The following is a 26764-nucleotide window of genomic DNA, read 5'->3' on the forward strand; positions in this document are numbered from 1 at the left end:
CACTAATTTAATAGAAATAAAGCAATTACCTGTTGCTAAAACTGCAATTAAAGCCGATTATTATCAATGTTGACCAACGCTTTTTTCAACGTAAAAACCACATATTCGCGGTTGCGGTCAACCAGTTTCATCAGGCGTTCGATCAAATCATTTTCGTTGCCTTCGGTATATTGCAATTGCTCATCTGTTAAACTATTATATTTACGCTGCACTTTTAGTTTCACGCGTTCCCATTCTTTATTGCTGATGGATATTTCTGCCATTTTCTTTTTTTATTCAAACGTAACACAAATTTTAGGCGATTAAAAACAGCATCGTCGATTTTTGATTGTATTGTTGCAACTAAACTTTGTACGAAAAAACCAATCCTAACAACCTATGAAAAAGATTTTTTTTACCCTGCTTATCGCTGCCGTAAGTTTCAGTGCAAAAGCCCAATTTAGCCTGGGGATAAAAGGCGGCGTTAATTTTTCGCATTTAAGTGTGGATAATGGCCGGATCAATACCAGCGCATTACCAGGTTATCAGATAGGTTTATGGACGCGTGTCGGGCGAGGATTTTACGTGCAGCCGGAGGTTTACTTAGGCAGTTCGGGCAGTAATTTCAATTTTAACTACGATCAATCCAACCAAAGTATTACCGAAAGCGGTAAGGTGCGGTTTACCACTTTAAATGTACCTCTACTTTTTGGCCAGTCTTTTGGGTTGAGCAGATTAAATTTCAGGCTGATGGCCGGGCCGATGTATTCGTATATTTTGAACACGGATCAGAATTTATCCCAAAACGTCAAAAACGCTTATCAGGATTTTGGCAATTACCGCAACAGCACGTTAGGTTATCAGGCCGGAGCGGGCGTAGATTTACTTGCTTTCTCGGTTGATTTACGTTACGAAGGCGGTTTAACCCAAATCAACCCGGCTTATGGCCAGCGGCAAAACGTTTGGCATTTAAGTTTGGGCTACAAGTTTTTATAGGGTAAAAGAAGCATCGGAGCCTCACCCCAACCCTCTCCAAAAGAGAGGGAGTAGGCCGATGCTTCTTTTACAGGGATAAATTTTACTTGTTGGTATAAAAAGAAATCCCTGGAGGGTTAAAATAAATTTCCGGAAATTTTGTAGTCGGGTCTGTGGTTGGCAAAGTAGGCCGGGTGCTGGCTTTTAAAGTAATCCCAGCTCCGGGCACAACATAATCTGCGGCCAAACCTCTGCCGATAATGGTATAAAACCGCCCCGGCGTTAATGCTATTGATGCAGAAACTGTTCCAATTTTGGTTGTAGTACCGGCTAAATATAGTTGAAACGTATAGGATGTTGTTCCTATCGCGTTCAGATCAACGGCTACAAAATCGGTTACGTTTGGATAAGCAACATTGCTGATGATTGTTTTGGCAGTGGCCGTACCGCCTGTTGGCGTATAAGTGCCCGCCAAATCTACAGGAGTTCCGTTTGGTATCAATTGCGCCAAGCGGATGTAAGCCTTGCCTGCAACAGCATCCGGAAATTTATCCATAATCATAATGCTTGTTAAACCTGTAGTTGCAGAGCCGGGCAAACCGATTGTAAATAGGGAATAGGCCGAACCATCAGCCGTGTTTTGTGTGATACTGCTTACTGTTGTAGCCGGAATCACGGTTTGCTTGCTTACCAAGGCCGGTACAGGGGCAGCGGTTATAATTTTGATGCTGGTATTGCCCGAAGCAACTACTGAATAATTGCTTCCCGGAAAAATACCGAGATAACTGTAACCTGTTACAACTGATGTTGGCGCAGCGTTATCTGTTAAAGATGCGTTGACATTTGGCGTAACCTGTACCCCGTTTACAAAAGCATTTAAAGCCGGGACACCCGGTGCGGCATGGATAAATTTAAGCTGTGTACCTGTTGCCGGGGCCGATGCTTGTTTTGGCACTGTTTTTTTACAACTAACTAAAGTCAGCACAAACCAGCAGACGATATATATTTTCTTCATAGTAATTTGTCAGATTTAATTAGGTAAAATAAACCAGGGTTTTGTAGTATGATAATCTGGTTGCAGCGCGCCTATTGCTTTTAAAGCAGGTACATTCCAAATGTATTCTGAATTATAACGAGGCCTTAACAGATAAACCTGTTTACCGGCATTGTCAGGGTAAAGTGCATCCGGTTTTTGGAACCCTTGAAAAATACCCGGATCATAATTGTAGCGGCGTTCATCGGCCCAGGCTTCAAAATTTCCCCAAACAAAAAGCGAAATAAACTTTTGCTGCATAATGTCGCTTAGCTGCAATGTTGCAGCACTTTGCCGTACGCAAGGGCCGGCTAAATAAGCTGCTTTTGCGGCTGCACTGATATAGTTTTGAGAACCTGTTAAATTTTTCTGAGATGGCGGATTACTAACAAAATCTAAACTTGCCGATACAGCAATTCGGTAAGCCGCAAATGCACCCTCTAAGTCACCCTTTTTATACAAAGCCTCTGCTTTAAAAAACTGCAGTTCCGGATAAGTCATAAACACCCCTCTGGAATTATCACTATAAATATAATGCTGTGTAGAGCCGGGAGCGGGGTAACGTATTATTCCCTGGCCATACAAATAGGGTATGATTGTATTAGGGTCATTGGTATTGGGGTCTCCGTTGCTGCCCACAACGCCCCGGTAAATTCCGTCGTTACTTGCGCCAAGCATAAAGGGCAAGCGCGGGTCAAGTGTATAGTTTGCCGTTGTGGAGCCGGTAAAGATACGCCCGTCAAGCAACCGTACTATATAATCGGATTGCTTATAAGAGCCCAGGTTGCCCCGGACAGTTCCCCAAAAATTTGAATCAGCAGATACTGAGCCATTGCATTCTACGCTTGCGTTATCGGCATTGCTTACAAAAGAACTATCTACATATTTTTTTACATCGTCGGGCTTAAAACTGGATTTATTACTTAAATGCAAAGCATTTTGGGCAAGTATGGCATAAACAAATTTAATCCATTTGCTGCGGTCTCCGTAGTAAATGTAATCGCCTTTCGCTAAGGAAGTTGAAGTTGTTGTACCATCTGTTTTAATGGCAAGGTTAAGATAATTTAAAGCCTGCCGACAATCTTTAACTACTTCGGCATAAACATCCTGCGGGGTATCATAATCAAAAGTTAACCGTGTTGGGTCGAATGCTTCTTTTACGATCATATTATTGTACAAGTCGCCGCCGTTCTGCCATCCCCAGGCGCGTATTGCCCAGCCCACGCCTATATAATCATACTTTTGTTTTGGTGTTGCATCCTGCCATAATAAAGTGATGTTTTGGCCCAGGCTGAAATAAACCGTACGCCACATTTCGCCTCCTGCATCACTGGAAGGTACATACCCTTCTTGGTCCCAAGGATTATTTGCGGCCGATGAACCCCAAACCTGTGCATACTGGCCAACATAACGGCTGTCAAACCAAACCCCTCTGGCCATACCGGCTTGGATAGCGGGCAGCAAGCTGGAAGCATCTACCGCTACCGGTGCGTTCGGGTTATTATTTACATCAACAAATTTTTTACAACTGCTTAAAGCACTTACTGTTAGCAGGGAAAATATATAGTATTTAATTTTTTTCATGTTGTGATTGATTTTACAGCCTTACCCTTAAACCCATAGAAATTACCCGCGGAGTAGGCAATACACCATAATCATATCCTGCGGCACCGGAACCTAAAGTGGAAGAGTTGGTCCCGTTGACATCCGGATCGGCACCAGAATAATTGGTGATTAAAAACACATCTGTAGCGGTAACAAATACACTGGCAAATTTAAACACCTTTTGTCTGGCTAAAAGTTTTTGCGGCAAACGATAGCTCAACGTAATATCTTTTAACCTGACCCAATTGATATTATGTTCGATAAAATCAGCATCAATAGCACTGGTGTAATAAGTGTTTTGGTAATAAGGTGTTACCTGAATGGTGTTGACTGTTGGCGTGGCCGTATTTTCCTTTCCGTCTTTCAGCACACCGGGAACCGTAATTGGCGTTAACCTGTTTGTGGTGCGGGCACTTAAACCGTACTTGGTCAGGAACAATTCATTCCCGTTAAACACATCTCCGCCTTTACGAATGTCAAAAAGAAAATTCAGGTCGAAGTTTTTATAAGCGAAATGATTGCCTAAACCGATGGAAAATTTAGGCTGCCTGTCTCCCACCACGCCAAAAGTTAAATTGTTGATCGGTAAACCTGTGCTTGGGTCAACCAGAACCTGACCGGCATTATTTTTGGCATAATTATAAGAAGCAATGTTTAAAGTGCTTGCACCCGGAAAAACGCTTGACCGTGTATTGTTATATAACCAGGTATCAGAGTTGTAATATTCTGGCAAACCGCCAAGATTAACTACTTTGCCACGTTTAGCATCAAAGTTTAAAAATATATCCCAGCTAAAGGATTTTGTTTTTACCGGCGAACCGGTCAATGCTATTTCTACCCCATGATTTCTTACTTCACCGCCATTCAGATACTCCAAAATGTAACCTGAGCCATAACTAATTCTTGGATTGAAAATCTGGTTAGTAGCAATGTATTGATAGTAACTGATATCTGCGTTAAAACGTCCTTTAAAAAACTGTAATTCTGCACCTAAATCAATTTCTTTATCTCTTTCCGGCCTTAAACGCGGATTGTTGCCGGTCACATCATAAGCAAAACCGCCGCCGGTTGTGGTTTGCTGTAATAAGGTAGAAAATATTTTGTAAGGCTGGGCCGGGTCTTTACCTACTTCAGCATAAGAAGCCCTTAACTTTCCGTAAGATAAAATCGGATTGTCTTTTAAAAACGGCAGTTCGGTAAAAATAAAACCAGCACCTACCGAAGGATAGAAATAATGATCTTGTGCCGTTCCCGAAAGCCTCGACGAATATTCTTCCCTTGCGGTGGCGTTCACGATAATCATTTCTTTATAAACCAGATTTAGCCTGGCAATGCCCGACAGATAACGTGTCCGCCGCAAATAATCTGATGATCGTTGTGTGGTTGGCGTAGTGTTATTGATACTATTGAAATCCGGCTGGATAAATTTTTCGCCATAAAAACCGTTTAAATCATCCGAATTGCTGATGGCTTCTGTTCCTAAAGCAAAAGTTGCCCTAAAATCTTTAAAGCTTTTTTTAGCAGTAATAAATAAGGAACCGTTTAATTGCAGGTTGTTGTCTGCATAATTATCAATGATGCCGCCTGCCGTTAAACCGGACGTGCTGGCAAAACCGTTAAGGGCCGAATTTTGTGTGGCCAAACTGTTCTGACTGATAAAATTATTGCCCTGTGTGCCTGCATAATCAATACCCATCAAACTTCTGATGTTTAACCAGTTGGTAACATTGTATGATAAATCTATGGTACCGACCACGCGGTTTGTTTTATCAGAACTGATGTTGTTGTGTGCGTCCCAAAGCGGGTTATCGTAATCATCCGCAATACCGCCTGCAGACGTTAGCGGTAAAATTAAGCGTTTGCTGCCATCGGCATTTTGGTAATTGCGCACATTATCAAAAGTTGGCCACGCCAAAGCATTTAAAAAAGTGCCTGTTGCACCTTTGTTGAGTTTGCGGTTATCAACGTTGAAATAATTGAAAGTTGCACTGCTTTGCAGTTTAGACGACAGTTTGGATGTTCCGGCAAAACGGATGGACGTTTTATTGTTGTAAGCAACCGGCAACACACCTGTAGCATCCCTAAAAGAAGCCGAAATGCGGTAAGTGGTTATGGTATCGCCACCTTCAAAAGCCACATTGTTTTGAACCACATGGCCGGTTTGCGTACTGTTTTTAAGGTTGTTAAAAGTTGGTGTACCAGGCGCATAAGCCGGGCCAAATGCGGTGCGTACCGCTGTGCTGGTGTTGCCGTTTGTGCCAATGCCAAACATGTTTTGCACTTTCGGGAACAAATAGGCGTTGGCAAAACTGAAGTTGTTGTCATAAGTAACCGCACCGTTGCCGCTATGGCCTTTTCTGGTGGTAATTACAATTGCCCCGCCGGAAGCCGAAGAACCGTAAACCGCCGCCGCATCCGCTCCTTTTAAAACGGTAACCGTTTCAATATCATCCGGGTTCAAATCGGCAATACGGTTGGTAAAATCCGCACTTCGGTTGGCACCGTTGGAAGTAAGCAACGTTTGGTCAACCGCATCATTACTGATCCGTACACCGTCAATTACAAAAAGCGGACTGTTGCTGCCGCCAATTGAATTAACACCGCGCAATACAATAGATGATGAGGCACCCGGATTGCCACTTGTGCTGGTAACCGTAGCACCGGCAACACGGCCTTGCAAAGCATTCAAAAAGTTTTCGCGCTGCGTTTGCTGTATAGCTGCCCCTTTTACGGTTTGTACCGGCGAGGTTAAATCCCGCTGCCTTTGCGAAACACCGAAACCGGTTGTTATGGTAACTTCGTTAAGCGTTTTTGCATCTTGTTTTAAACTTACATTAATTGTATTTGCCGCGCCAACAACACGTTCTTGCGTAGCCGTCCCAACAAAAGAAAACACCAGGGTTTGGCCCGTAGCAGCCGAAATGGTGTACAAACCATTTGCATCGGTTTGCACGCCAATGTTGGTGCCTTTAATTTTTACAGAAACGCCGGGCAGCGCGTAGCTGTCTTCTTCGGCTACAACTTTTCCGGTAATTTTTTTGTTCTGCGCCATCACCTGGGCAGTACAAAACAACATCCCCAGAAAAAACAGAAGTAAATTTTTTTTCATACACAGTTTTATTTTTTTGTTAAAACTAAAAGAAAATTGGCATCAACCAACCTTCAAAATCAGTTATGGTAATGCAATGTAATTTTTTTCTAAATATTGCTAAAACAAATCATTTTAATTGAATCTGCTTAAATTTTGTTCAATTTATTTTCGATGCTTCTTTTACCACATAAAAAATGTGATTTTTCTAAGCTTCTTTTATCGGTATAAAATTCAAAATACAAAATTTACTGGCTAAAAGAAGCATTATAAATTTTTCTGATATGAAAACTGAACAGGCTTTGAAAATAGTACAGAAGTTTACTTCGGAAAACAAAACTTCCCCATCAACACGGCCGGGTTTTGGTTGATCGTAATGGGTTCTCCGGCCACTGCTTCGTTGGCCAGCAAGGCAAACAAAACGGCTTCTTTCGCATCCGCATCCAAACCTAAAACCGCAGAATTTTGAATACTGTTTTTAGGCAACATTTTTTGGAGTGTTTGCAGGAGGAACGGATTTCGGGCACCGCCGCCGCTTACAAAAACGCGCAAACCCTCCGCAGAAAAATTTTTCAAAATACCTTCTGCCAAAATTTGTGCGGTAAAAACAGTAAGCGTGGTTATCAAATCTTTGGGGCTGATGTTCTGGGTGGAGGATTTTACCTGTGCAATCGCTACAAAATCCAGATTGAACAATTCCGGCCCGGTTGATTTGGGCAATGTTTCTGCAAAAAACGGATGATCTTTTAAGGCGGACAACAATTCCGGATCCGTTTTTCCCGAAAATGCAATCTTTGCGTCCGCATCAAAAGGCAAATTAAAATACTTGCGGCAGGCAGCATCGATCAGCGTGTTTCCCGGCCCGATATCCGATGAAATTATGCCAGTAAAAGAAGCATCCGCAGGCAAAAAAGTAAAATTGGCAATACCGCCGATGTTCAGCAAAATCCGGTTTTCGCCTTTTTTGCTTCCCAGAATTACATCGCCGTATAAAGCCAAAGGCGCACCTTCGCCACCGGCAGCCAGGTGTTTTTGCCGGAAATCGCTAACCGTTATAATCCCGGTTTTCACCGCCAGATGATCGCCGTCGCCAATTTGCAGCGTTGCGTTCGGGTAGTTTTTTTGCTGGTGCTGATGCTTTGGCGCGTGATAAATGGTTTGCCCGTGGCTGGCGATCAAATCCACCGATACTGTTTTTACCTGCCATTTTTCCAAACATTGCAAAACCAATTCGCCATGGAAACTGCCAATATATGCGTTCAATAAAGTCAGCTTTTCCAGGTCAACCATTTTTTTGGAAAAAACCCGGCGCACTTCTTCCCGAAAAAAATCATCGTAAACAATCGTTTCAAATTCCAGCAGCTCAAATTTGGTTTGCATTCCGCTGCCCGAAAACCGGCATAAGGCCACGTCCAGCCCGTCCAGCGACGTGCCCGACATTAAGCCGATAATAGTTTTCTGTTTCTTTTGCGCAATTGCAAAAAGTTGCTGTACATTGCTGTTCAATTCTGATGGTTTTTGTGGGGCCGGTTTGCCGCCTCACTAAAGTAAATTTTTTATGTTGAATTTATACCGATAAAAGAAGCATTATGCTAAACCCTGCCCTAAAGACGCCCAAACCACGCCTCCTTTCGCTCGATGTTTTTCGTGGGATCACCGTTGCCATGATGACGCTGGTGAACAATCCCGGCAGCTGGGCGCACATTTACACGCCGCTGGAACACTCCGAGTGGAACGGCTGCACGCCAACCGATCTGGTTTTTCCGTTCTTCTTGTTCATCGTTGGCGTTTCCATAGTTTTTGCGATGGAAAGTAAAAAAGCCGATCCGGCATTGCACCGGCAACTGATCATCGGCATTGTCCGCCGCGCGGTTATTTTGTTTTCTATCGGATTGCTTTTGAGTTTGTTCCCTCGCTTTCATTTTGCAACAGTGCGCATTCCGGGCGTTATCCAGCGCATTGCCGTGGTGTATCTGATCGTAAGTTTGCTGTATATTTATCAAAGCCGAAAAGCCATGCTGATTACGTTTTGGGCGATTTTGATCGGCTATTATCTGATCATGACTTTCATCCCGGTGCCGGGCGTTGGTTATGCAAACCTCAACCCCGAAACCAACCTGGGTGCCTGGATTGACCGGAGTGTTTTGGGCGAGGCGCATTTGTGGAAATCCTCCAAAACCTGGGACCCGGAAGGTATTTTGACCGATTTGCCCGCCGTTGCCACCGGGATTTTCGGCGTTTTGATCGGCACTTTTTTAAAGCGGAAAGACCAGCCGGAAGCACAAAAAGTTTCCTGGCTGTTTGCCGTTGGCGTGCTGGCCATTATTGCCGGACTTTTGGCTGACCTTTTTTTCCCGATAAACAAAGCCTTATGGACCAGCTCGTACGTGCTTTATGCCGGCGGTTTGGCCATCCTCGGGTTAACGCTTTTATACTGGCTGATTGATGTGCAGGGCTACAAACGCTTTACCAAACCCTTCGTTATTTTTGGGGTGAACGCCATTACGGTTTACACGTTTTCGGGCATTATCCCGCGGATCCTCAGCATGATTAAATTCAATAATCACGAAGGAACAACAGTAAACCTGCAGGAATATTTGTACAATACTTTTTTTACGCCCTATTTTTCACCCATCAACGCTTCGCTGGCCGGCGGTTTGACTTATGTGTTGATTTGGTACATTATTTTATGGCTGATGTACCGGAAAAATTTGATTATTAAGGTTTGACAGGTTTATAAATCTCCGCTTCAAGTAATTCTTTATTAAACAGAAAAAGCTATTTTCGAAGAAAATATAGTTGCTAAAAAAAGCATCATAAATCAGCCTGATTAAATGGAAAAACTAAAATTTATAGACCTTTTTTGTGGTATTGGCGGGTTTCGGATAGCAATGGATCAGGCCTGTAAAGAGAATAATATCATTCCGGAATGCGTGTTTTCCTCCGATATAGATAAATTTTGTCAGGATAGCTATGAAAACAATTTTGGAGAAAAGCCAGCGGGAGATATAACGTCAATTGATCCAAAAGAAATTCCGGATCATGATATTTTGTTTGGTGGATTTCCATGCCAGCCTTTTAGTATCATCGGGCAAATGAAAGGTTTTGATGATATCAGAGGAACTTTGTTTCATAACATTGCCAGCATTATAAAAGAGAAAAAACCAAAAGCATTTGTTTTAGAGAACGTTAAGCAACTAGTAGGGCACAACAACGGGCAAACTTTAAAAGTTATCCTTAAAGTATTGCAGGAAGACCTGAAATATACTGTTAGGGTTGCTGTTTTAAATGCGCTCGACTATGGGTTGCCGCAAAAAAGAGAACGTGTGGTAATTGTTGGGCATAAAGAACCCATTTTATTTTCTTATCCACAACCAATGCGACCGTTTAAGCCATTATCGGAAATATTGGAGTGGAAGATTGACAAAAAACATTTGGCATCAGATTATATTGTAAAAAAGAGAAAAGAAAGACATCAATCAGCTTATAAACTTTCAATCTGGCACGAAAATAAATCAGGTAATATTTGTTCCTATCCGTATTCATGTGCATTACGTGCAGGTGCGTCATATAATTATTTACTTGTAAATGGCGAAAGAAGATTAACACCCCGAGAAATGTTCCGTTTGCAAGGGTTTCCTGATACGTATAAAATTATTGCAAATGATACACAGGCCAGAAAGCAAGCAGGGAATGCTGTGCCTGTAAATTTGGTTAAGGCTGTTATATTAAAGTTACTTCCATATGTGGCAAAATTAATGGATATAAAAGGTGTTTTGAACGAGTACGAAATAGTATAATGAATGGACAGCAATTTACCTAAATTAAGAACCGTTAATAAATCTGTCCCTCCGTACCCTTTAAATAAATTCCCAAAAGATTTTCCTTACAAAATTGGTGAACAATTGATTTATATACTTGCAACCAGAGGAGAGGTAGATATTGAAGGAAAGGAATGGGAATCTATTTTTGGTAAATCTATCGGCGCAGACTGGACACCCAGTGTTGTAGGGTTAGATGATATTAGGATGGGCAATACTGCTTGGGGCGCAAAATCTATTTTAAACAAAAAGCCATCTACCGTTACAAACATTAGGTTAATTTCCGGTAGAAATGATTTGATAAATTCATATAACTACAATGTTCAGCCTGGCTTATTTCCAGAGGAGCATGGGGAAAAAGTCTTAAATATTTACAATGCCAGGGTTTCTGCAATACGTGAAAAATTTCAACATTTAAGGACTATAATTTTGATTCGGTCTAAAAGCTTATCAGAATGCGTGATCTATGAGGTTGATGCAATTAGATACGACCCTGAATTATTTTACTGGAAATGGAATGGCAAAAATTTGTATGGTTACTATAAAGCAGATAATGTTCAAAAATTTACCTGGCAATCAGGAGGACAACAATTTACCATATTTGAATCGGTACCAAAAGAAAGATTGGTACTTAATTTACGAAAGCCAGAGGTTGTATCTAAGGATTTTGTGCTTGATAAAGTAGGGTTTAGCAATGATTGGATAACAGTAACCAAGCTAATTTAACATGTATAAAACCCTCTAAATTAAACATCAAAAAAACATTGATAAAAACAGCATTACTCATTACAACCCAAATACTAAACCTAATTTTTCTTCCATCATAAACTTATGCTAAAACATCGTTTACTTTATCTTTCGATTGCTTTGCTGGCTTTTGAAACAGCTGCAACGGCGCAAATCAAACCAAAACCATCGCCCCGAAACAAACCACGGCCAGAAGTTTTGGCCGGTTCGCTGATTCCGGCCGATCCGGACGTGCTGATTGGCAAATTGCCAAATGGTTTAACGTATTACATCCGCAAAAACACGGAGCCGAAATACCGCGCCGATTTATACCTGGTAAACAAAGCAGGTTCGGTTTTGGAAAATGATGACCAGCAGGGTTTGGCGCACTTTGTAGAACATATGTCGTTCAACGGCACGCGGGATTTTCCTAAAAACGAACTTATTGATTTCCTGCAAAAATCCGGTGTGCGTTTTGGTGCCGATATCAACGCTTATACGTCTTTCGATCAAACGGTTTACCAGTTGCCGCTGCCCACCGATAGTGCCAAACTATTTGCCAAAGGTTTTGATATTTTAAGTAACTGGGCGGGTTTTGATTCTTTTGACCCAAGCGAAATCGATAAAGAACGCGGCGTGGTTTTGGAGGAAGAAAGGCTGCGCGGCAAAAACGCACAGGAACGAATTTCACTGCAAACGTATCCGGTTTTGTTCAACAATTCGCGTTATGCACAGCGCATTCCGATCGGGAAAGAAGCTATTTTGAAGAATTTTAAATATCAAACGATCAAAGATTTTTACAAAGACTGGTACCGGCCGGATTTGCAGGCCGTGATTGCCGTTGGCGATTTTGATCCGCAGCTGGTATTGAAACTGATCAGGGAAAATTTCTCGGAACTGAAAAACCCGGTCAAAGAAAGGCCTTTTGTAACGTACGCTATCCCGGCGCACAAGCAAACGCTGGTAAAAATCGTAACCGATAAAGAGCAGCCTTATACCATCGCGCAAATCATTATCAAACATCCGGAAACCATCACCAGAAACACGATGGATTTACTGCAAAATATGCGCGTAAGCTTGTTTAACAGCATGATTGCTGCACGGATTGCCGAACTGACGCAAAAAGGAAACCCGCCATTTTTATTTGCGCAAAGCAGTTACGGCAGCTTTTTGGGCGGATTGGATGCGTTTTCATCCGTTGTGGTGGCCAAACCCGGCGAATTGGAAAAAGGCGTGAAAGCCATTATGGCAGAAAATGACCGTGTAGAAAAATTTGGTTTCACGCAAACCGAACTGGACCGGGCAAAACAAAGTGTGCTGACCGCTTTAGGTCAGCAGTTTAAAGAGAAAGATAAAACACGTTCTGCTGTTTTTGTCAATCAATATCAGCAAAATTTTTTAAAAGGAACGGCAATTCCTTCCATTACCTATCGCTATGATTTTTACAGCAAAAACATGGGCCGGATCAAGCTGAGCGAAATCAATGCGCTCACAAGCAAATTTATCAGCAATGAAAACCGTGTCGTGATCGTTCAGGCCCCGGAAAAGGAAAAAGCCAATCTGCCGGATGAAAAAACACTGCTTGGCTGGATCAGTTCGGCCGGACAAGGTATTACGGCTTATGTGGATGAAGTGAGCAACAAACCCTTGCTGGAAAACATCCCAACGGGTACAAAAGTGGTTTCCGAAAAGAAAAACGCAGCCATTAGCAGTACCGAGTTTACGCTCGCTAACGGTGTAAAAGTGGTGATGAAGCCAACAGATTTCAAGAATGACCAGATACTCATCAACAGTTACAGTTTTGGCGGGACTTCGCTGTCCAGTGATGCGGATTATACCTCGGCAGAGATGGCCGATGGCGTAATCGGCAGCAGCGGCGTTGCTTCTTTTACCCAGATACAATTGGATAAAATGCTGGCGGGCAAAACGGTCAATGTTGCGCCTTACATTGGTTCTACAACCCAGGGTTTTAACGGCAGCACTTCGCCTAAAGATCTGGAAACGGCGTTGCAGTTGGTTTATTTATATACTACTTCGCCGCGAAAAGATGCCAACATCTGGGACGCCAATATCTCTCAATATAAAACCGTGATTGCCAGCCGCAGTGCCGTGCCCGAAAGCGTTTTTCAGGACACGGTCTCTGCCGTGATGAGCAGTTACAACATGCGTGGCAGCACGCCAACTTTAAAGCAGTTAGACGCGGCCACTTTAGATAGAGCCTACAATTTTTACCAGCAGCGTTTTGCGGATAATGGCCATGCTGTTTTTACTTTGGTTGGAAACTTTGATCCCGAAAAAATCAAGCCACTGCTGGAAAAATATCTGGGCGCATTGCCTGCCACTGGTGCAAATACTTCGTACAAAAACCTGAACATCCATGCGCCGGCAGGCAAAATCACCAAAACGGTTTATAAAGGTTTGGAGGCAAAAAGTTCAGTGCAATTGGTTTTTACGGGCGATTATACTTACAGCGAAGCTAACAATCTGCAGCTGGACGCGCTGGAAGAGATCCTGAACATTAAAATGATTGAGCGTTTGCGTGAGAAAGAAAGCGGCGTTTACTCGCCAAGTGTCCGGATTTCTTACACCAAAATCCCGAACAGCCGTTACAACGCCACCGTTTCTTTTGGTTGCGCGCCCGAAAACGTGGAAAAACTGATCACGGCCGCGCTGGAAGAAATTGCCACCATCAAACAAAAAGGTGCCGAAACTACTGATATTCAGAAGTTTAATGCCGAAGAAAGCCGTTCAACAGAATTACAGTTGAAAAATAACGGTTTCTGGCTGGGGCAGATTGCCAGAAGTTCTCAATATCAGGAAGACCCGGCGGATGTATTAAACCATGTTAAAGAATTAAGCCAGGTAACGGTTGAAAGCACAAAAGCCACGGCCGATAAATATTTGAGCGGCGATAATTTGATACGCTTTATTTTGTTGCCGGAGAAGAAGTAGAAGAAGCAATTAGCTTATAGCCGTCAGCTTTCAGCCATCTAAAAATGGTAATGAGCTGGCGGCTATAGTGCTGAAAGCTGATTGCCGATAGTCAACCGTTAAAAAATTAAATAGGTAATACCGCCACGATCACCGGGCAAATACACAATCACGGCCCGGCATTTTCCATTTAAAATTTCAAAAGCGATGCCTTTTTTATCGTCATAAATTTGGTATGGCGGTTTTTTATCAGCATAAGATGCTGTTTTTATCACCTTAAATTTGGTCTGGATTTCGGTTAAAGTTGAACCTGCACCAATTCTTTCCGAGGTTTTAAAATAAGGGGAAGTTACGCGGATTTGCTTTATACGGCTGATGTTTTCGTCGGGATTGCCTAAGTTTCTTACACAAAAAACCTGCGTTTGATATCCTTTAGGATTATGATCGGCAAACCAGGTAGAAAGCGATTTGCCCATGGCCGCATCGCCGGAATCAGGTTTGCCCAAAGCTTTGTAAACCGAATCTGCATTTTCGCGCAGGGTAATTTGCCCGATACTTTTCCCCGGAACAATCAGGGCCGCAGCCGGAACCAGCTTTTCCTCCGCAGAAATTACCGTGCTAAAAACAGTATCGGCTACTTTTTTGGTTTGGGCAGATTGGGTTTGCGGCTGGTTGCAGGCCAGCAAAAGGAAAAAACTGCAAACTACGGTTAGCTTTTTGAGGAACATATATTCAAACTTTATCTTAATTTTAGAGGATCAAAAATAAAAGTGCGGCAAACAGCAATTTATTTTCCTGAGAATCAATACAACTTCAACAACTTTTTTAAGCTGATGTTTTTGTCTGCCAAATTGCAAAAGGCCAATCCGCTTCTAAAAAAACCTCCAAAAATAGACATTTCCAGTGATGAGGTTCAGCAACTGCTTAAAAGTTTTGAAACACATCAGTTAAAATACCTGCTGATTGGTGGCATGTCAGGTGCATTTTATGGCCATACCCGCACCACTGCCGATATGGATATCTGGATAAAAAACAGTGTTGAAAACCGGGAAAGTTTGGTTAGGGCACTTTCAGAAAATAATGTTCAGGGTGCAAAATATTTGATAAACACACAATTTGGTTTCAGCTATACGACTGTTCCGTTTGGTAAAAATGGTTTTACGTTGGATTTAGGCGAGCAAACCAAAGCTTTTGCCAACATGATTTTGAGGATTGCTATGCGCAAGCCATAACCGGTGATTTTGAAGGTACGCCAATTAAAGTTATTTTACTGGCTGATTTGATTAAAGAAAAGCAAGCCACAGCCAGTCCAAAAGATTTAGGCGATTTAGAAGAACTCAGGAAAATACAAAACGCCTTATTTCCCAAAAAGTAAAATGCTGTTTTTATCCCCTAAATTTTGTTGTAAGTAATCAAAGCCTTTTCGCAACGCCTGCAATCCTGCTAACTTTGTAAATCAATGTTAACAAAAGGGCAACAGGTTATCCGCGCGTGGTACAAGCAAAAAAAGTGGAAACAGTTTCCGTTTCAGCAAGAAATGGAAGCGGCTTACCTGGCGGGAAATTCAGGCTTGCTCAATGCGCCAACCGGCAGCGGCAAAACGTTTGCGCTTTTTTTGCCGTTTCTGGTAGATTATATTGATACGCACCCCAAAGATTATCAAACCCGGAAAAACAACGGACTTTTATTGTTATGGATTACGCCGCTGCGTGCGCTAACCAATGATATCCGCAAAGCCATGCAAGCTGTTTGCGATGATCTGGGTTTGCCCTGGAACATCGGCACACGTACAGGAGATACTTCTGCTGCCGAACGCAACGCCTTGCGCAAACGGTTGCCGGAAGTGCTGCTGACCACACCCGAAAGTTTGCATTTGATGCTCGCCCAAAAAAATTATCCGCAAACGCTGCAATCTTTGCAGGTGCTGGTGGTGGATGAGTGGCACGAACTTTTAGGCAGTAAAAGAGGTGTGCAGGTGGAGTTGGGTTTGTCGCGGTTGAAAGGCCTTGAGCGTTTGCCAGTTGCAAGTGGCGAGTTGCCAGTTTTAGGTGATAAAAACAGCATCGCCTCTGGCTCCCTTTCCCATGGAGAGGGTTGGGGTGAGGCTGTTAGTACCAAAAACCCGCAACCCGCACCTCGCGCCTCGCAACTCCGCATCTGGGGCATCTCCGCAACCATCGGCAACCTGGAGCAGGCCGCGGCGGTTTTGCTGGGAAATGATTTCCCGAAGGAAAACATCCGCCTAATCCGGTCGGAAATCGAGAAAAAAATCACCATAGAATCCGTCATTCCGCACGAACTGGAGCGGTATTCCTGGAGCGGCCATTTGGGCGTAAAACTTTTGCCGCAGGTGATGGAAATTGTAAATAAAAGCAATACTACACTGCTCTTTTGCAACACGCGTGCCCATGCCGAAATCTGGTATCATGCCGTGCTGGACAAATATCCGGAGTACGCAGGCATTATGGCAATGCACCACGGTTCGCTGGACAATGAGTTGCGCAAATGGGTAGAGCAAGCCCTGCACGATGAAATGCTGAAATTAGTGGTTTGTACATCAAGCTTGGATTTAGGGGTAGATTTTCGTCCTGTGGATACCGTAATCCAGATTGGCAGCCCTAAAGGCGTTGCCCGTTTTATGCAGCGCGCCGGCCGAAGCGGGCATCATCCCGGAGCAGTTTCCAAAGCTTACTTTGTGCCCACGCATTCGCTGGAACTGATGGAAGGTGCTGTTTTAAATGAAGCGATGCGCGCCGGGATTTACGAAAGCCGCGACCCCGTTTTGCTGGCTTTTGATGTGTTGATGCAATATTTGGTCACGCTGGCCGTTTCGGATGGTTTTCGTGCCGATGACGTTTTTAGGCAGGTAAAAACAGCACACGCTTATGCGGATTTAAGCCGGGAAGAATTTGGCAGCCTGCTGGATTTTATCACTTCCGGCGGGAAAACCCTTTCTCAGTATGACGAGTTTTTAAAGGTTGAATTTGAGAACGGCCTTTACAAAGTAAACAACCGCCGTGTGGCCATGCGCCACCGCATGAGCATGGGCACGATTACAAGTGAAGTAAGTTTGCGCGTGAAATGGTTAAGCGGCGGCAGTTTGGGCACGATTGAAGAGAACTTCATTTCTAAAATAAAGCCCGGCGATAATTTTTGGTTTGCAGGCCGAAGTCTGGAACTGATTAAGGTGAAAGACATGACGGCCTTCGTTAAAAAATCCAGTGCTAAAAAAGGCATGATCCCAAGCTGGATGGGACAGCGGATGCAGCTTTCATCACAATATTCGGCCGTGATCCGCGAAAAGCTGGACGAGGTGGCGCAAGGGCTGGAAAAAGACCCGGAAATAAAAGCCCTGAAACCGCTGTTTGATCTGCAGGCCAAAGATTCGCACCTGCCGCAAAGCCATGAGTTTTTGATCGAACAATTGGAATCCCGCGAAGGCCATCACCTGTTTTTTTATCCGTTTGATGGCCGCCAGGTGCACGAAGGCATGGCATCGCTGCTGGCTTATCGTTTAGCAAAAATCAAACCGGCCACGTTTTCCATCGCCATGAACGATTACGGTTTTGAACTGCTGACCGATGATTTTATACCGATAAAAGAAGCATTGAAAGAAGACGTCTTCAGTCAGCAAAACCTGTTGGACGATATCCAGCAAAGCCTGAACGCCACCGAGATGGCCAAACGCCGTTTCCGGGATATTGCGCACATCGGCGGTTTGGTTTTTACGGGTTATCCGGGCCAGCCGATAAAAAATAAACATTTGCAGGCTTCTACTTCGCTTTTGTTTGATGTTTTTAGTGAATATGAGCCGGATAATTTACTGCTGCAACAAGCTTATAATGAGGCTTTGGCGTATCAATTAGAAGAGTTCAGGCTGCGGGCGGCCTTGCTAAGAATATCTACCCAAAAAATCATCCTCAAAACCATTAAACGGCCAACGCCTTTTGCTTTCCCGATTTTGGTTGATCGTTTGCGCGAAAAAATGACCATGCAATCCCTGGAAGAACGTGTTGCGAAGATGACGGTGATGTATGAAAAATAGGTGGTAAAAGAAGTATTGGGTAGTTAAATATTTATTTTCTCATATATAACTACCCTGCAAACTACTATTATTCTTCATATTGAATTTCTAAAAATTTGAATTTATTGTCAACGCGTTTTGCCTTTGCCTTTACATTAATCCATTTGTTTAAATGTAAGCTTTCAGTATATTTTGTCTGCTCTATATGTTCGTTCCCTGATATTTTTATTTTAGGCTTTGACATTTCAGTTTCATCATTCAGGTTTCTGATAAAGGCATTTCCTTGTCTTGTATCAGTATTTAAATGATAAATGTAAATTTCATAAGATTGAAAATCATCATCAATAGAAATTAGTTTTTTAGACACTTCTATTGCTTCGACTGCATTTTGAAATGCTTCTGAATAATTAGTGTCCATGATAGAAATAAATTCTTCGTCTTGCCCATTATAATTTGAGAACTCTATAGTGTCAAAATTTTTACCAATTTGTTCAGTTATTTCTTCAAATAATGGCAATGATTTTTTTAAGTCATCTTTCAATTCTTTTTCAAAACTTTCAGGTTGCTTCAAATTTCCTTTGATGTAAAGATTTTCAAATGCGACGAGTAAATTATTATATTCGTCTGAAACCTCCGTTACCTCATTAATGAATTGTTCTTTGTCTTTTACAATTGAAGTTGATATATATTTTACATATTCATGTATATACTCTTCTATCGGAATTTGTGGTGAAAATAAATCTTGTCCTTTTTTGTGCTTAAATTCTAATTCAAGATTTATTTTAAAACTTCCAGGTGAATAGGGTTGTAAATATGCAGATGGTTGAAGATTAATGTTCTTTAAACTTTTAAGTCTCCCTTCTAAGAAATCGGAAAACGCTGTTTGGATATTTGAAACTTCTTCCGCAATTGCTCTATTCAAATCCGCAACTTTACCTTTTAATCCCAAAGAGTAGGAAAACGAAAAAGTCTTTTTATAGTTAGGACAAAAAGAACTATCAAGTGGCTGATATTCTTCTGGAATATTTTCAAATTCTAATGAGTATGCATTTAAGGTTTTACCATTAAAACCTTTCTTTACAAGGTATTTAGTCGTCGTTTCTTTTAATAGTTCCTTGTAAGATTTCTTTTTATTAATAAATTCATAGTATTCCTTATTTGAAAGAATAGAGTGTATAGTCCAAATTACTTTTTCATCATCGTCTTCTTCCAAGTGTGAACCTAAGATTTTATTACCAAATTTATTGACGCCTAAAAATAGAATAGGAAAATCATCATAGTGCAACACTTTATAGCTTGAGCTAATATTTATTAATTCAAGACTTGAAGCAATTAAGTTATTTATGTCAATCGGTGCCATTATACAAATTTTATAACATCAACTGGTTCAATGTAGTCGAAGGTGAACAAGTCCGATTTAAAAAAATTATGATGGCTATCTGCATTTTCGATTGGAGCATGAATGACCTTTCCTGCTTCTTCTTTAAATTTAAATTTTAGACAGTGTCCACCTTTCTTAGGATTAATCGTAAATGTTGTTTTATAATGTTCATAAATAAGTGTTTCGATTTCGTTAGAGGTTTTGTTTATAGACAAAGCTTTGTAATTACAAATATCGTCACAACCTTCAGATTCTACACCAATTCCCCTTTCCCAATGAGTTTCAAAATCTTTGTCTGCCAAATCTTCTTTTCTCAATTTTCTAAGATAAACTTCTTCAGATTTAGGAATGCTTGTCTTGCTTAAACAGTCGCACTTGTGTCCATTGGTTATGTTATCAAATGTCATGTAGGTATAATGTTGGTAATAGAAGTTTACTTTTATATTGATGCAAGTAACACTACTTGGAGCAATATTAGAAATTGATTATCTATTAGAAGCCAATAGAATTAAAAAACAACCGCTAAAAACACCCCTACGCTTTCTTCTCTTCTGTATTGAGCAAATTCATACTCATCATTTCCTGCATGGTACGTTTCATGCCATCGGTAGAACCGTCCAGAAAAATTACGTTGCCTTTAGAGTTTTCAGAAAAGTGCTTGATGGATTCTGTCCACATCGTAAACAGAATTACAGAAGTGTCCATATTGGCGTCCTGCATTTCTTTGGCCGCTACAGACATGCCTTTGGCCACTTCTTCCCGGAACAAAGCAATACCTTGTCCGCGTAATTGTGCCGCCTGGCGTTCTGCTTCTGCGGCAATTTTAATGGCATTTCCTTCCGCTTCGGCACCTTTGGTTTTGGTGATGAGTAACGCCTGTCCTTCGTTTTCGGCAGCCGCTTTCAGGTTGTTTGATGCCACAACCTGGCTCATGGATTTCATGATCACGTCATCAAAAGTGATGTCGTTCAGTTGCAAATCCTGCAGATGATAGCCCCAGCTTTCCAAAATCTGATCCAATTGTTCTTTTACATGCTCTACGATATCACGCCTTAAAATCAACACATCGGCCTGGCGTTTGGTGGCCACGTAAGCACGGATAGAACCTTCGACCGTACGGATTAAAGCCTGCATCAAATTTCGTTCGTCCACAAATTTAAAAGCCACGTTTTTGATGGTTTCTTCATTCTGATCAAAAACCGAATATAATAACATTGCTTTAAAATAAACATTGGCCTGATCAACCGTTACAGCCTGAAACTCCAGTTCTACCGAACGGTTTTGGATGGAAATACGGGAAAAAACCTGCTCTATCAGCGGGATTTTGAAGTTGAGGCCCGGAAACAAAATCCTTCTGTATTTGCCAAAAACCGTTACAACGGCAATTGTGCCCTGCTGCACCGTTACAAACGAGCTGAACGCAATCAGCAGCAAAATCAGCACAAAAACCAAAGAGAAAACATTTGCCATTTCTAAAGGAATTTTATTACGGACAAACGTATAATATCCGCAGCAATAAATTTGGTTTATTTTTTGCTATTATGCAACCACTTAAACCTTTAACAATTAAAAAAATGAAAAGAACTTTTGGCGCGGTTTTAACCGTTTTAGGTATTATCGGAATTATTTATGGCGGATACAGCTTTATTCAGCACACAGGCGATACGCGGTCTGTTTGGGTAGCGGTAATCATAGGGATTATTTTTTTCTCCAGCGGGATCAGCCTGGTGCGCACCACAAAAGATGTATAAAACAAAAAACCCTTGCTTCTTTTGCAAGGGTTTTTTTGTTAATTGTTAGAAGCCAATTGTGCCAGCAACCGGCCGCCGTTGTAATAATAACGTGTCCAGTAGGGGTCTGCCAGATTGCTGATCATTACGCCTTTGCTGGATGAAGCGTGAGCAAAGCGGCCATCGCCGATATAAACGCCTACATGAGTGATGGAGCGGCTGTGTATTTTGAAGAAAACCAGGTCGCCTTCTTTCAGATCCTCTTTTCCAACCGGGTTAACCATGCTGAAAATGTTCCGGCTGTTGTTGCCGATAACGGTATTGAATACATTATTATACAGTTCGAAAGCAAATTTAGAACAGTCGATCCCTTTTTTGTTGTCTCCGCCCAAATGATAAGGCGTTCCGATCCAATCATAAACAAACTGAAACAGCTTTACATTAGAAGTAGCGGATAATGCCACGCCCATAATCTGAGAAAAGTAGCCTTTACTCAAATTATCTTCATTATCATCATCATTATTTTTTTCTGTGGGTTGATTTGGAACGACTTTTGTTATTTGTGCATTAACAGTAACTGTTGTGATTGCTAATAGGATAACAGTTATTAATTTCTTCATTTAATTAATTTTATTGATTTTTCAATGAGTTAATTTAACTCCTGATTGCATTCTTTTATCAGGATTTCAAATCTATCTGCTTTTTTTCGTTAAAAAAAACCAAATTGATAATTTTTTTCAATTTATCGCTTGGGTATAACGTAAACAAACTGTTGCGGGTTTCGCTTTTTTGTCAGGATATAATTAGATTTGCTGTTCTTAAAAACAAAGGATATAGTTTAATGAGCTCAGTTGCGATTACCAAAGACACGTATTTAATGTGGTATGAATCCATGCTATTAATGCGCAAGTTTGAAGAGAAGACAGGACAGTTATACGGACAACAGAAAATTCGCGGCTTTTGCCATTTGTACATTGGGCAGGAAGCGGTTTTGGCCGGGGCCATGTCTGTCATAAAAAAAGGCGACAGTATGATCACCACTTACCGGGACCATGCACACGCTTTGGCATTGGGCACTTCCCCAAACGCAATTATGGCCGAGTTGTATGGCAAAGCAACCGGCTGCTCTAAGGGAAAAGGCGGTTCGATGCACCTTTTTGATAAAGAAAATTTTTTTTATGGCGGCCATGCAATCGTTGGCGGACAAATCCCGCTGGGCGCAGGTATTGCTTTTGCCAGCAAATACAGAGGTGAAGATTTTGTAAACCTATGTTATATGGGCGATGGTGCCGTTCGTCAGGGCGCACTGAACGAAACCTTTAACATGGCAATGCTGTGGAAGTTGCCGGTCGTTTTTATCTGCGAAAACAACGGCTACGCCATGGGCACATCCGTAGCACGTACCACCAACATGACGGATATTTACAAAATGGGCCTGGCGTATGACATGCCTTCTGCACCGGTAGACGGAATGGACCCAGTTGCGGTGCATAATGCCATGGACGAAGCAATTCAGCGTGCACGAAATGGTGAAGGCCCGACTTTTTTGGAAATGCGTACTTATCGTTATAAAGGACACTCCATGTCTGATCCGCAGAAATACCGCACTAAAGACGAAGTAGAAAGCTATAAAGCAAAAGACCCGATTGAAGTGGTCAAACAAGCTATTTTAAAAGAAAACTATGCTGATGAGGCCTGGATTGGGGAAATTGATGCTAAAGTAAAAGGCATTGTGGACGAAGCGGTGAAATTTGCAGAAGAATCACCCTATCCGGAAGCTTCCGAGCTTTATACCGATGTGTATATGCAAAAAGATTATCCATATATCATGAGCTGATTTTTTAGCCGATAAAAGAAGCATTGATCAACATAAAAAATTCCAATTATTAGATATGGCCGAAGTAGTAAAAATGCCAAAAATGAGCGATACCATGACTGAAGGGGTATTGGCAAAATGGCATAAAAAGGTTGGTGATAAAATTAAATCAGGTGATTTGCTGGCAGAAGTGGAAACCGACAAAGCCACAATGGACCTGGAATCTTATCAGAATGGCACCATTCTTTATATCGGTGCAGAAGAAGGAAAAGCCGTTGCAATTGATGCCGTAATTGCCGTAATCGGAAAAGAAGGCGAAGATTATAAAGCCGCTTTAGATGCTGATGGCGTTACCGCACTTCAACCTGAAACAAAAACAGAGGCTCCGAAAGCAGAAGAAAAACCTGCCGCTGCAAAAGTTGATTTGTCAAGCATTCCGGCAACAGTGATCAGGATGCCGTTGCTTAGCGATACCATGACAGAAGGAACCATTGAAAAATGGAATTTCAAAGTAGGCGATAAAGTTAAAGCTGATGATTCGCTTGCTGATGTTGCAACTGATAAAGCAACAATGGAAGTTGTTGGTTATGAAGAAGGCACCTTGCTTTATATTGGTGTAAAAGAAGGTGAAGCCGCATCTGTAAACGGTATCATAGCAATTGTTGGTAAAGAAGGAACAGACATTACGCCTTTATTACAAGATGGCGGAACAGATGCACCGTCCGCAGAAACAAAACCAGAAGAAACAGAAAATACACCGGTAAAAGAAGCATCGGCAGAAACGGCAATCCCGGCAGATGACAGCCGGGTCAAAGCTTCTCCGTTGGCGCGGAAAATTGCGAAAGATAAAGGCATCAACTTAACAGAAGTTAAAGGAAGTGCAGAAGGTGGCCGCATTGTTAAAAAAGACATTGAAGCCTTTAAACCGGGCGCAAAACCTGCAGGCACAACGGCAACGCCCGAATCGGCAGAAATTCCATCGGTAAAAGAAGCACAGGAAGCCGTTTCCATTAGTGCAGCTGCCAAAGAAGGAATGGCCAAAGCGCAAGGTACAATTACGCTTACACCTTACATTGGCGAAGAGAAATTTACCGAAAAGCCGGTTACACAAATGCGCAAAGTAATTGCGAAACGCCTGGCCGAAAGCCTGTTTACCGCACCGCATTTTTTTGTTACCGTTTCTATTGATATGGATGCCGCCATGGTTGCCCGTACCAAAATAAACGAGGTTTCGCCGGTCAAAATATCATTTAATGATCTGGTGGTGAAAGCTTGTGCGAGTGCTTTGAAGCAGCATCCGGCTATAAATTCATCCTGGTTGGGCGATAAAATCCGTTACAACGAACACGTAAATATTGGCATCGCTGTTGCAGTTGATGAAGGCTTGCTGGTTCCGGTCGTTCGTTTTGCAGATGGTAAATCATTGAGCCGGATTTCTGCGGAAGTAAAAGATTTCGCCAAAAAAGCAAAAGACAAAAAACTGCAGCCAGCTGATTGGGAAGGTTCTACGTTCACCATTTCTAACTTGGGCATGTTTGGGGTAGATGATTTCACCGCGATCATCAATCCGCCAGATTCCTGTATTTTGGCTGTGGCCGGTATCCAGCAAATTCCGGTGGTCAAAAACGGCGCGGTTGTTCCGGGAAATGTGATGAAAGTTACGCTAAGTGCCGATCATCGCGTGGTGGATGGTGCCACAGCAGCAGCATTTTTAAATACCGTAAAATCATTGTTGGAAGAACCGGTCAGGTTGCTGATCTAAACCGGATACTTCTTTTATCGATATAAAAATCCCGAAGAAAATTTTTTCGGGATTTTTTTGTTTTTGACCAACTGCATTTTTCCGCAGAAACCTTAAATTTAAAAAAATGAAAAAAGCACTTTTACTTCTACTGATTTTGCCGTTGCTGTGTGCAAGTTGTAAAAATTCAAAAACAGGGACTAACGCTGCCGCAAACCAGGATTTGGCCTCATTTTTTGATCGGTATTACGAAAACCGGTTGAAATTATATCCGTTGGAAGCAACTTCTATTGGTGATAACCGCTACAACGATCAGTTGCCGAATGATGGTTCTGCGGATTTCCTCAAAAAAGCAAAATCTTTTTATGCGGATAACCTGCAAAAAATAAAGCAGTTTAAACGGGAAGATTTGAACGCAGAAGATCAGCTTTCCTATGATATTTTTACGTACGAAATGCAGATGGCGCTTGACGGTTTCAACTACCATTTTGAGTACCTGCCTTTTAACCAGTTTTATGCCTTGCCGCTTACAATTGGCCAGTTTGGTTCGGGCAGCAGCGCGCAACCGTTTAAAACCGTAAAAGATTATGATGACTGGCTGAAACGCTTGTCCGCTTTTTCGGTTTGGGCAGATACGGCCATCAACAATTTCAACAAAGGCATCAAAGCAGGGACCGTATTGCCAAAAGTTTTGGTTGTTAAAATGATACCGCAAATGCGCGCCATGGAAGTTGCAGATCCGGCCAAAAGCTTGTTTTACAGTCCCATCAATAATTTCCCAAAATCTTTTTCGGGCACTGAAAAAAGTAGGCTAAAAGAAGCATATACAAAAGCAATTGTGCAAGTTATCGTCCCAACATATAAAAAATTAGGCGATTACCTGCAAACGCAATATTTGCCCCATGCCAGAACCAGTTCTGGTTATTCTGCCATGCCGGGCGGTGCCGAAATGTATAAATATCTGGTAAAGCAGCAAACTACCACCAACAAAACACCCGAAGAAATTTACCGGCTGGGTTTGAGTGAAGTGAAACGCATCCGTACAAAGATGGACAGCATTAAACAAGCGGTTGGTTTTAAAGGCGATTTGCAAGCATTTTTTGAGTACATGAAAACCGATCCGAAGTTTATGCCTTACAAAACGCCGCAACAGGTTTTGGCCGCTTTTGATCAGATCCATAAACGCATGGAGCCGAACCTGAAAAAAATGTTCAACCACGTGCCGAAAACGCCTTTTGAAATCCGGCAAACAGAGGCTTTTCGTGCAGCTTCGGCCAGTGCAGAGTACAATCAGGGTTCTGCGGACGGCAGTCGGCCGGGCATTTTTTATGTGCCGATTTTGGATGCCACCAAATTCAACACCACTTCCGGCATGGAATCTTTGTTTCTGCATGAGGCGATTCCCGGTCATCATTACCAGATTTCACTTACCCAAGAAAATACTTCGCTGCCCAAATTCCGACGCTTTGGCGGCGATAATGCTTATGTAGAAGGCTGGGCACTGTATTGCGAATCTTTAGGAAAAGAACTGGGTTTATACACCGATCCGTACCAATATATGGGTGCTTTGGGCGATGAAATCCACCGCGCCATCCGTTTGGTGGTTGATGTAGGCATCCATACAAAAGGAATGACACGCGAACAGGCCATCAAATACATGATGGACAACGAAGCCATTAGCGAACAAGGTGCCACAGCAGAAATTGAGCGTTATATGGCCATTCCGGGGCAAGCTTTGGGTTATAAAATTGGTGCGTTGAAAATCCAGGAACTTCGTAATAAATACGAAAAGCAAATGGGCAGTAAATTTAACCTGGCCGATTTTCATAATCAGATTTTAAAAGACGGTTCGATGCCGCTGTCTGTTTTGGAAAAGAAAATGGATGCCTGGGCGGCAACACAGAAATAAGGTTG

The 26764-nt window shown here is 42.2% G+C and carries 21 protein-coding genes; 11 read left to right on the forward strand and 10 right to left on the reverse strand.

The annotated features are described in order from the left end of the window. Nucleotides 1-47 precede the first annotated feature (47 nt). Complete coding sequence (locus ACOFKR_RS01020) at nt 48-263, reverse strand: hypothetical protein (protein WP_419802168.1); 216 nt, start codon at nt 261-263, stop codon at nt 48-50. 115 nt (nt 264-378) lie between these two features. Here ACOFKR_RS01020 and ACOFKR_RS01025 point away from each other — a divergent pair, with 115 nt between their 5' ends. Next, the gene (locus ACOFKR_RS01025; protein ID WP_419802169.1) at nt 379-975 is read left to right on the forward strand and encodes a porin family protein; all 597 of its coding nucleotides are present in this window, start codon (nt 379-381) and stop codon (nt 973-975) included. An 82-nt stretch (nt 976-1057) separates the two neighbouring features. On the opposite strand, the gene ACOFKR_RS01030 is transcribed toward ACOFKR_RS01025, so the two are convergent. The 4 genes from ACOFKR_RS01030 to ACOFKR_RS01045 all read right to left on the reverse strand — a co-directional run bounded on the left by ACOFKR_RS01030 (nt 1058) and on the right by ACOFKR_RS01045 (nt 8186). Continuing rightward, nucleotides 1058-1969 (reverse strand): DUF4397 domain-containing protein, encoded by a 912-nt coding sequence (locus ACOFKR_RS01030; protein WP_419802170.1) that lies wholly within the window; start codon nt 1967-1969, stop codon nt 1058-1060. A 15-nt stretch (nt 1970-1984) separates the two neighbouring features. After that, the gene (locus ACOFKR_RS01035; protein WP_419802171.1) at nt 1985-3571 is read right to left on the reverse strand and encodes a SusD/RagB family nutrient-binding outer membrane lipoprotein; all 1587 of its coding nucleotides are present in this window, start codon (nt 3569-3571) and stop codon (nt 1985-1987) included. A gap of 13 nt (nt 3572-3584) precedes the next feature. Further along, complete coding sequence (locus ACOFKR_RS01040) at nt 3585-6701, reverse strand: SusC/RagA family TonB-linked outer membrane protein (RefSeq protein WP_419802172.1); 3117 nt, start codon at nt 6699-6701, stop codon at nt 3585-3587. A gap of 300 nt (nt 6702-7001) precedes the next feature. Next, nucleotides 7002-8186, reverse strand: a complete 1185-nt coding sequence (locus ACOFKR_RS01045; RefSeq protein ID WP_419802173.1) for an anhydro-N-acetylmuramic acid kinase — start codon at nt 8184-8186, stop codon at nt 7002-7004. Nucleotides 8187-8269: 83 nt separating this feature from the next. On the opposite strand from ACOFKR_RS01045, the gene ACOFKR_RS01050 reads away from it, so the two are divergent. The 4 genes from ACOFKR_RS01050 (at nt 8270) to ACOFKR_RS01065 (ending at nt 14179) form a co-directional block, all read left to right on the forward strand. Further along, nucleotides 8270-9409 carry an acyltransferase family protein gene (locus ACOFKR_RS01050; RefSeq protein ID WP_419802174.1) on the forward strand — a complete coding sequence of 380 codons (1140 nt, stop codon included), beginning with the start codon at nt 8270-8272 and terminating at the stop codon, nt 9407-9409. A gap of 105 nt (nt 9410-9514) precedes the next feature. Further along, the gene (locus ACOFKR_RS01055; protein ID WP_419802175.1) at nt 9515-10480 is read left to right on the forward strand and encodes a DNA cytosine methyltransferase; all 966 of its coding nucleotides are present in this window, start codon (nt 9515-9517) and stop codon (nt 10478-10480) included. A gap of 3 nt (nt 10481-10483) precedes the next feature. Continuing rightward, nucleotides 10484-11227 carry a hypothetical protein gene (locus ACOFKR_RS01060; protein ID WP_419802176.1) on the forward strand — a complete coding sequence of 248 codons (744 nt, stop codon included), beginning with the start codon at nt 10484-10486 and terminating at the stop codon, nt 11225-11227. 105 nt (nt 11228-11332) lie between these two features. Further along, nucleotides 11333-14179 (forward strand): M16 family metallopeptidase, encoded by a 2847-nt coding sequence (locus ACOFKR_RS01065; protein WP_419802177.1) that lies wholly within the window; start codon nt 11333-11335, stop codon nt 14177-14179. Nucleotides 14180-14277: 98 nt separating this feature from the next. Here the strand turns inward: ACOFKR_RS01065 and ACOFKR_RS01070 are convergent, their stop codons facing one another. Continuing rightward, nucleotides 14278-14886 carry a hypothetical protein gene (locus ACOFKR_RS01070; RefSeq protein WP_419802178.1) on the reverse strand — a complete coding sequence of 203 codons (609 nt, stop codon included), beginning with the start codon at nt 14884-14886 and terminating at the stop codon, nt 14278-14280. A 111-nt stretch (nt 14887-14997) separates the two neighbouring features. Here ACOFKR_RS01070 and ACOFKR_RS01075 point away from each other — a divergent pair, with 111 nt between their 5' ends. Both ACOFKR_RS01075 and ACOFKR_RS01080 read left to right on the forward strand, forming a co-directional pair. Beyond that, nucleotides 14998-15390, forward strand: coding sequence for a hypothetical protein (locus ACOFKR_RS01075; RefSeq protein WP_419802179.1), 393 nt, complete (start codon nt 14998-15000; stop codon nt 15388-15390). Nucleotides 15391-15617: 227 nt separating this feature from the next. Then, nucleotides 15618-18203 carry a ligase-associated DNA damage response DEXH box helicase gene (locus tag ACOFKR_RS01080; RefSeq protein ID WP_419802180.1) on the forward strand — a complete coding sequence of 862 codons (2586 nt, stop codon included), beginning with the start codon at nt 15618-15620 and terminating at the stop codon, nt 18201-18203. 67 nt (nt 18204-18270) lie between these two features. Here ACOFKR_RS01080 and ACOFKR_RS01085 read toward each other — a convergent pair whose 3' ends face one another. The 3 genes from ACOFKR_RS01085 to ACOFKR_RS01095 all read right to left on the reverse strand — a co-directional run bounded on the left by ACOFKR_RS01085 (nt 18271) and on the right by ACOFKR_RS01095 (nt 21033). After that, entirely contained in the window at nt 18271-19542 is a 1272-nt protein-coding gene (locus ACOFKR_RS01085; protein WP_419802181.1) for a hypothetical protein, read from the reverse strand. Beyond that, complete coding sequence (locus ACOFKR_RS01090; protein WP_419802182.1) at nt 19542-19970, reverse strand: hypothetical protein; 429 nt, start codon at nt 19968-19970, stop codon at nt 19542-19544. Before ACOFKR_RS01090 ends, ACOFKR_RS01085 begins: the two co-directional genes overlap by 1 nt. Before the next feature lie 127 nt (nt 19971-20097). Continuing rightward, a complete protein-coding gene (locus tag ACOFKR_RS01095; protein ID WP_419802183.1) occupies nt 20098-21033 on the reverse strand; it encodes an SPFH domain-containing protein in 936 nt (311 codons plus the stop codon). Between the two features lie 104 nt (nt 21034-21137). Between ACOFKR_RS01095 and ACOFKR_RS01100 the strand changes: the two genes are divergently transcribed. Continuing rightward, entirely contained in the window at nt 21138-21314 is a 177-nt protein-coding gene (locus tag ACOFKR_RS01100; RefSeq protein ID WP_419802184.1) for a hypothetical protein, read from the forward strand. Nucleotides 21315-21352: 38 nt separating this feature from the next. Here the strand turns inward: ACOFKR_RS01100 and ACOFKR_RS01105 are convergent, their stop codons facing one another. Next, nucleotides 21353-21913, reverse strand: a complete 561-nt coding sequence (locus tag ACOFKR_RS01105) for a C40 family peptidase (protein ID WP_419802185.1) — start codon at nt 21911-21913, stop codon at nt 21353-21355. A 221-nt stretch (nt 21914-22134) separates the two neighbouring features. On the opposite strand from ACOFKR_RS01105, the gene pdhA reads away from it, so the two are divergent. The 3 genes from pdhA (at nt 22135) to ACOFKR_RS01120 (ending at nt 26759) form a co-directional block, all read left to right on the forward strand. Further along, nucleotides 22135-23130 (forward strand): pyruvate dehydrogenase (acetyl-transferring) E1 component subunit alpha, encoded by a 996-nt coding sequence (gene pdhA, locus ACOFKR_RS01110; protein WP_419802186.1) that lies wholly within the window; start codon nt 22135-22137, stop codon nt 23128-23130. Between the two features lie 55 nt (nt 23131-23185). Further along, nucleotides 23186-24871 (forward strand): 2-oxo acid dehydrogenase subunit E2, encoded by a 1686-nt coding sequence (locus ACOFKR_RS01115; protein WP_419802187.1) that lies wholly within the window; start codon nt 23186-23188, stop codon nt 24869-24871. A gap of 106 nt (nt 24872-24977) precedes the next feature. Next, nucleotides 24978-26759, forward strand: a complete 1782-nt coding sequence (locus ACOFKR_RS01120) for a DUF885 domain-containing protein (protein ID WP_419802188.1) — start codon at nt 24978-24980, stop codon at nt 26757-26759. The last annotated feature ends 5 nt before the right edge of the window (nt 26760-26764 follow it).

This window comes from Mucilaginibacter sp. (assembly GCF_965201005.1).
Lineage (GTDB): Bacteria > Bacteroidota > Bacteroidia > Sphingobacteriales > Sphingobacteriaceae > Mucilaginibacter_A.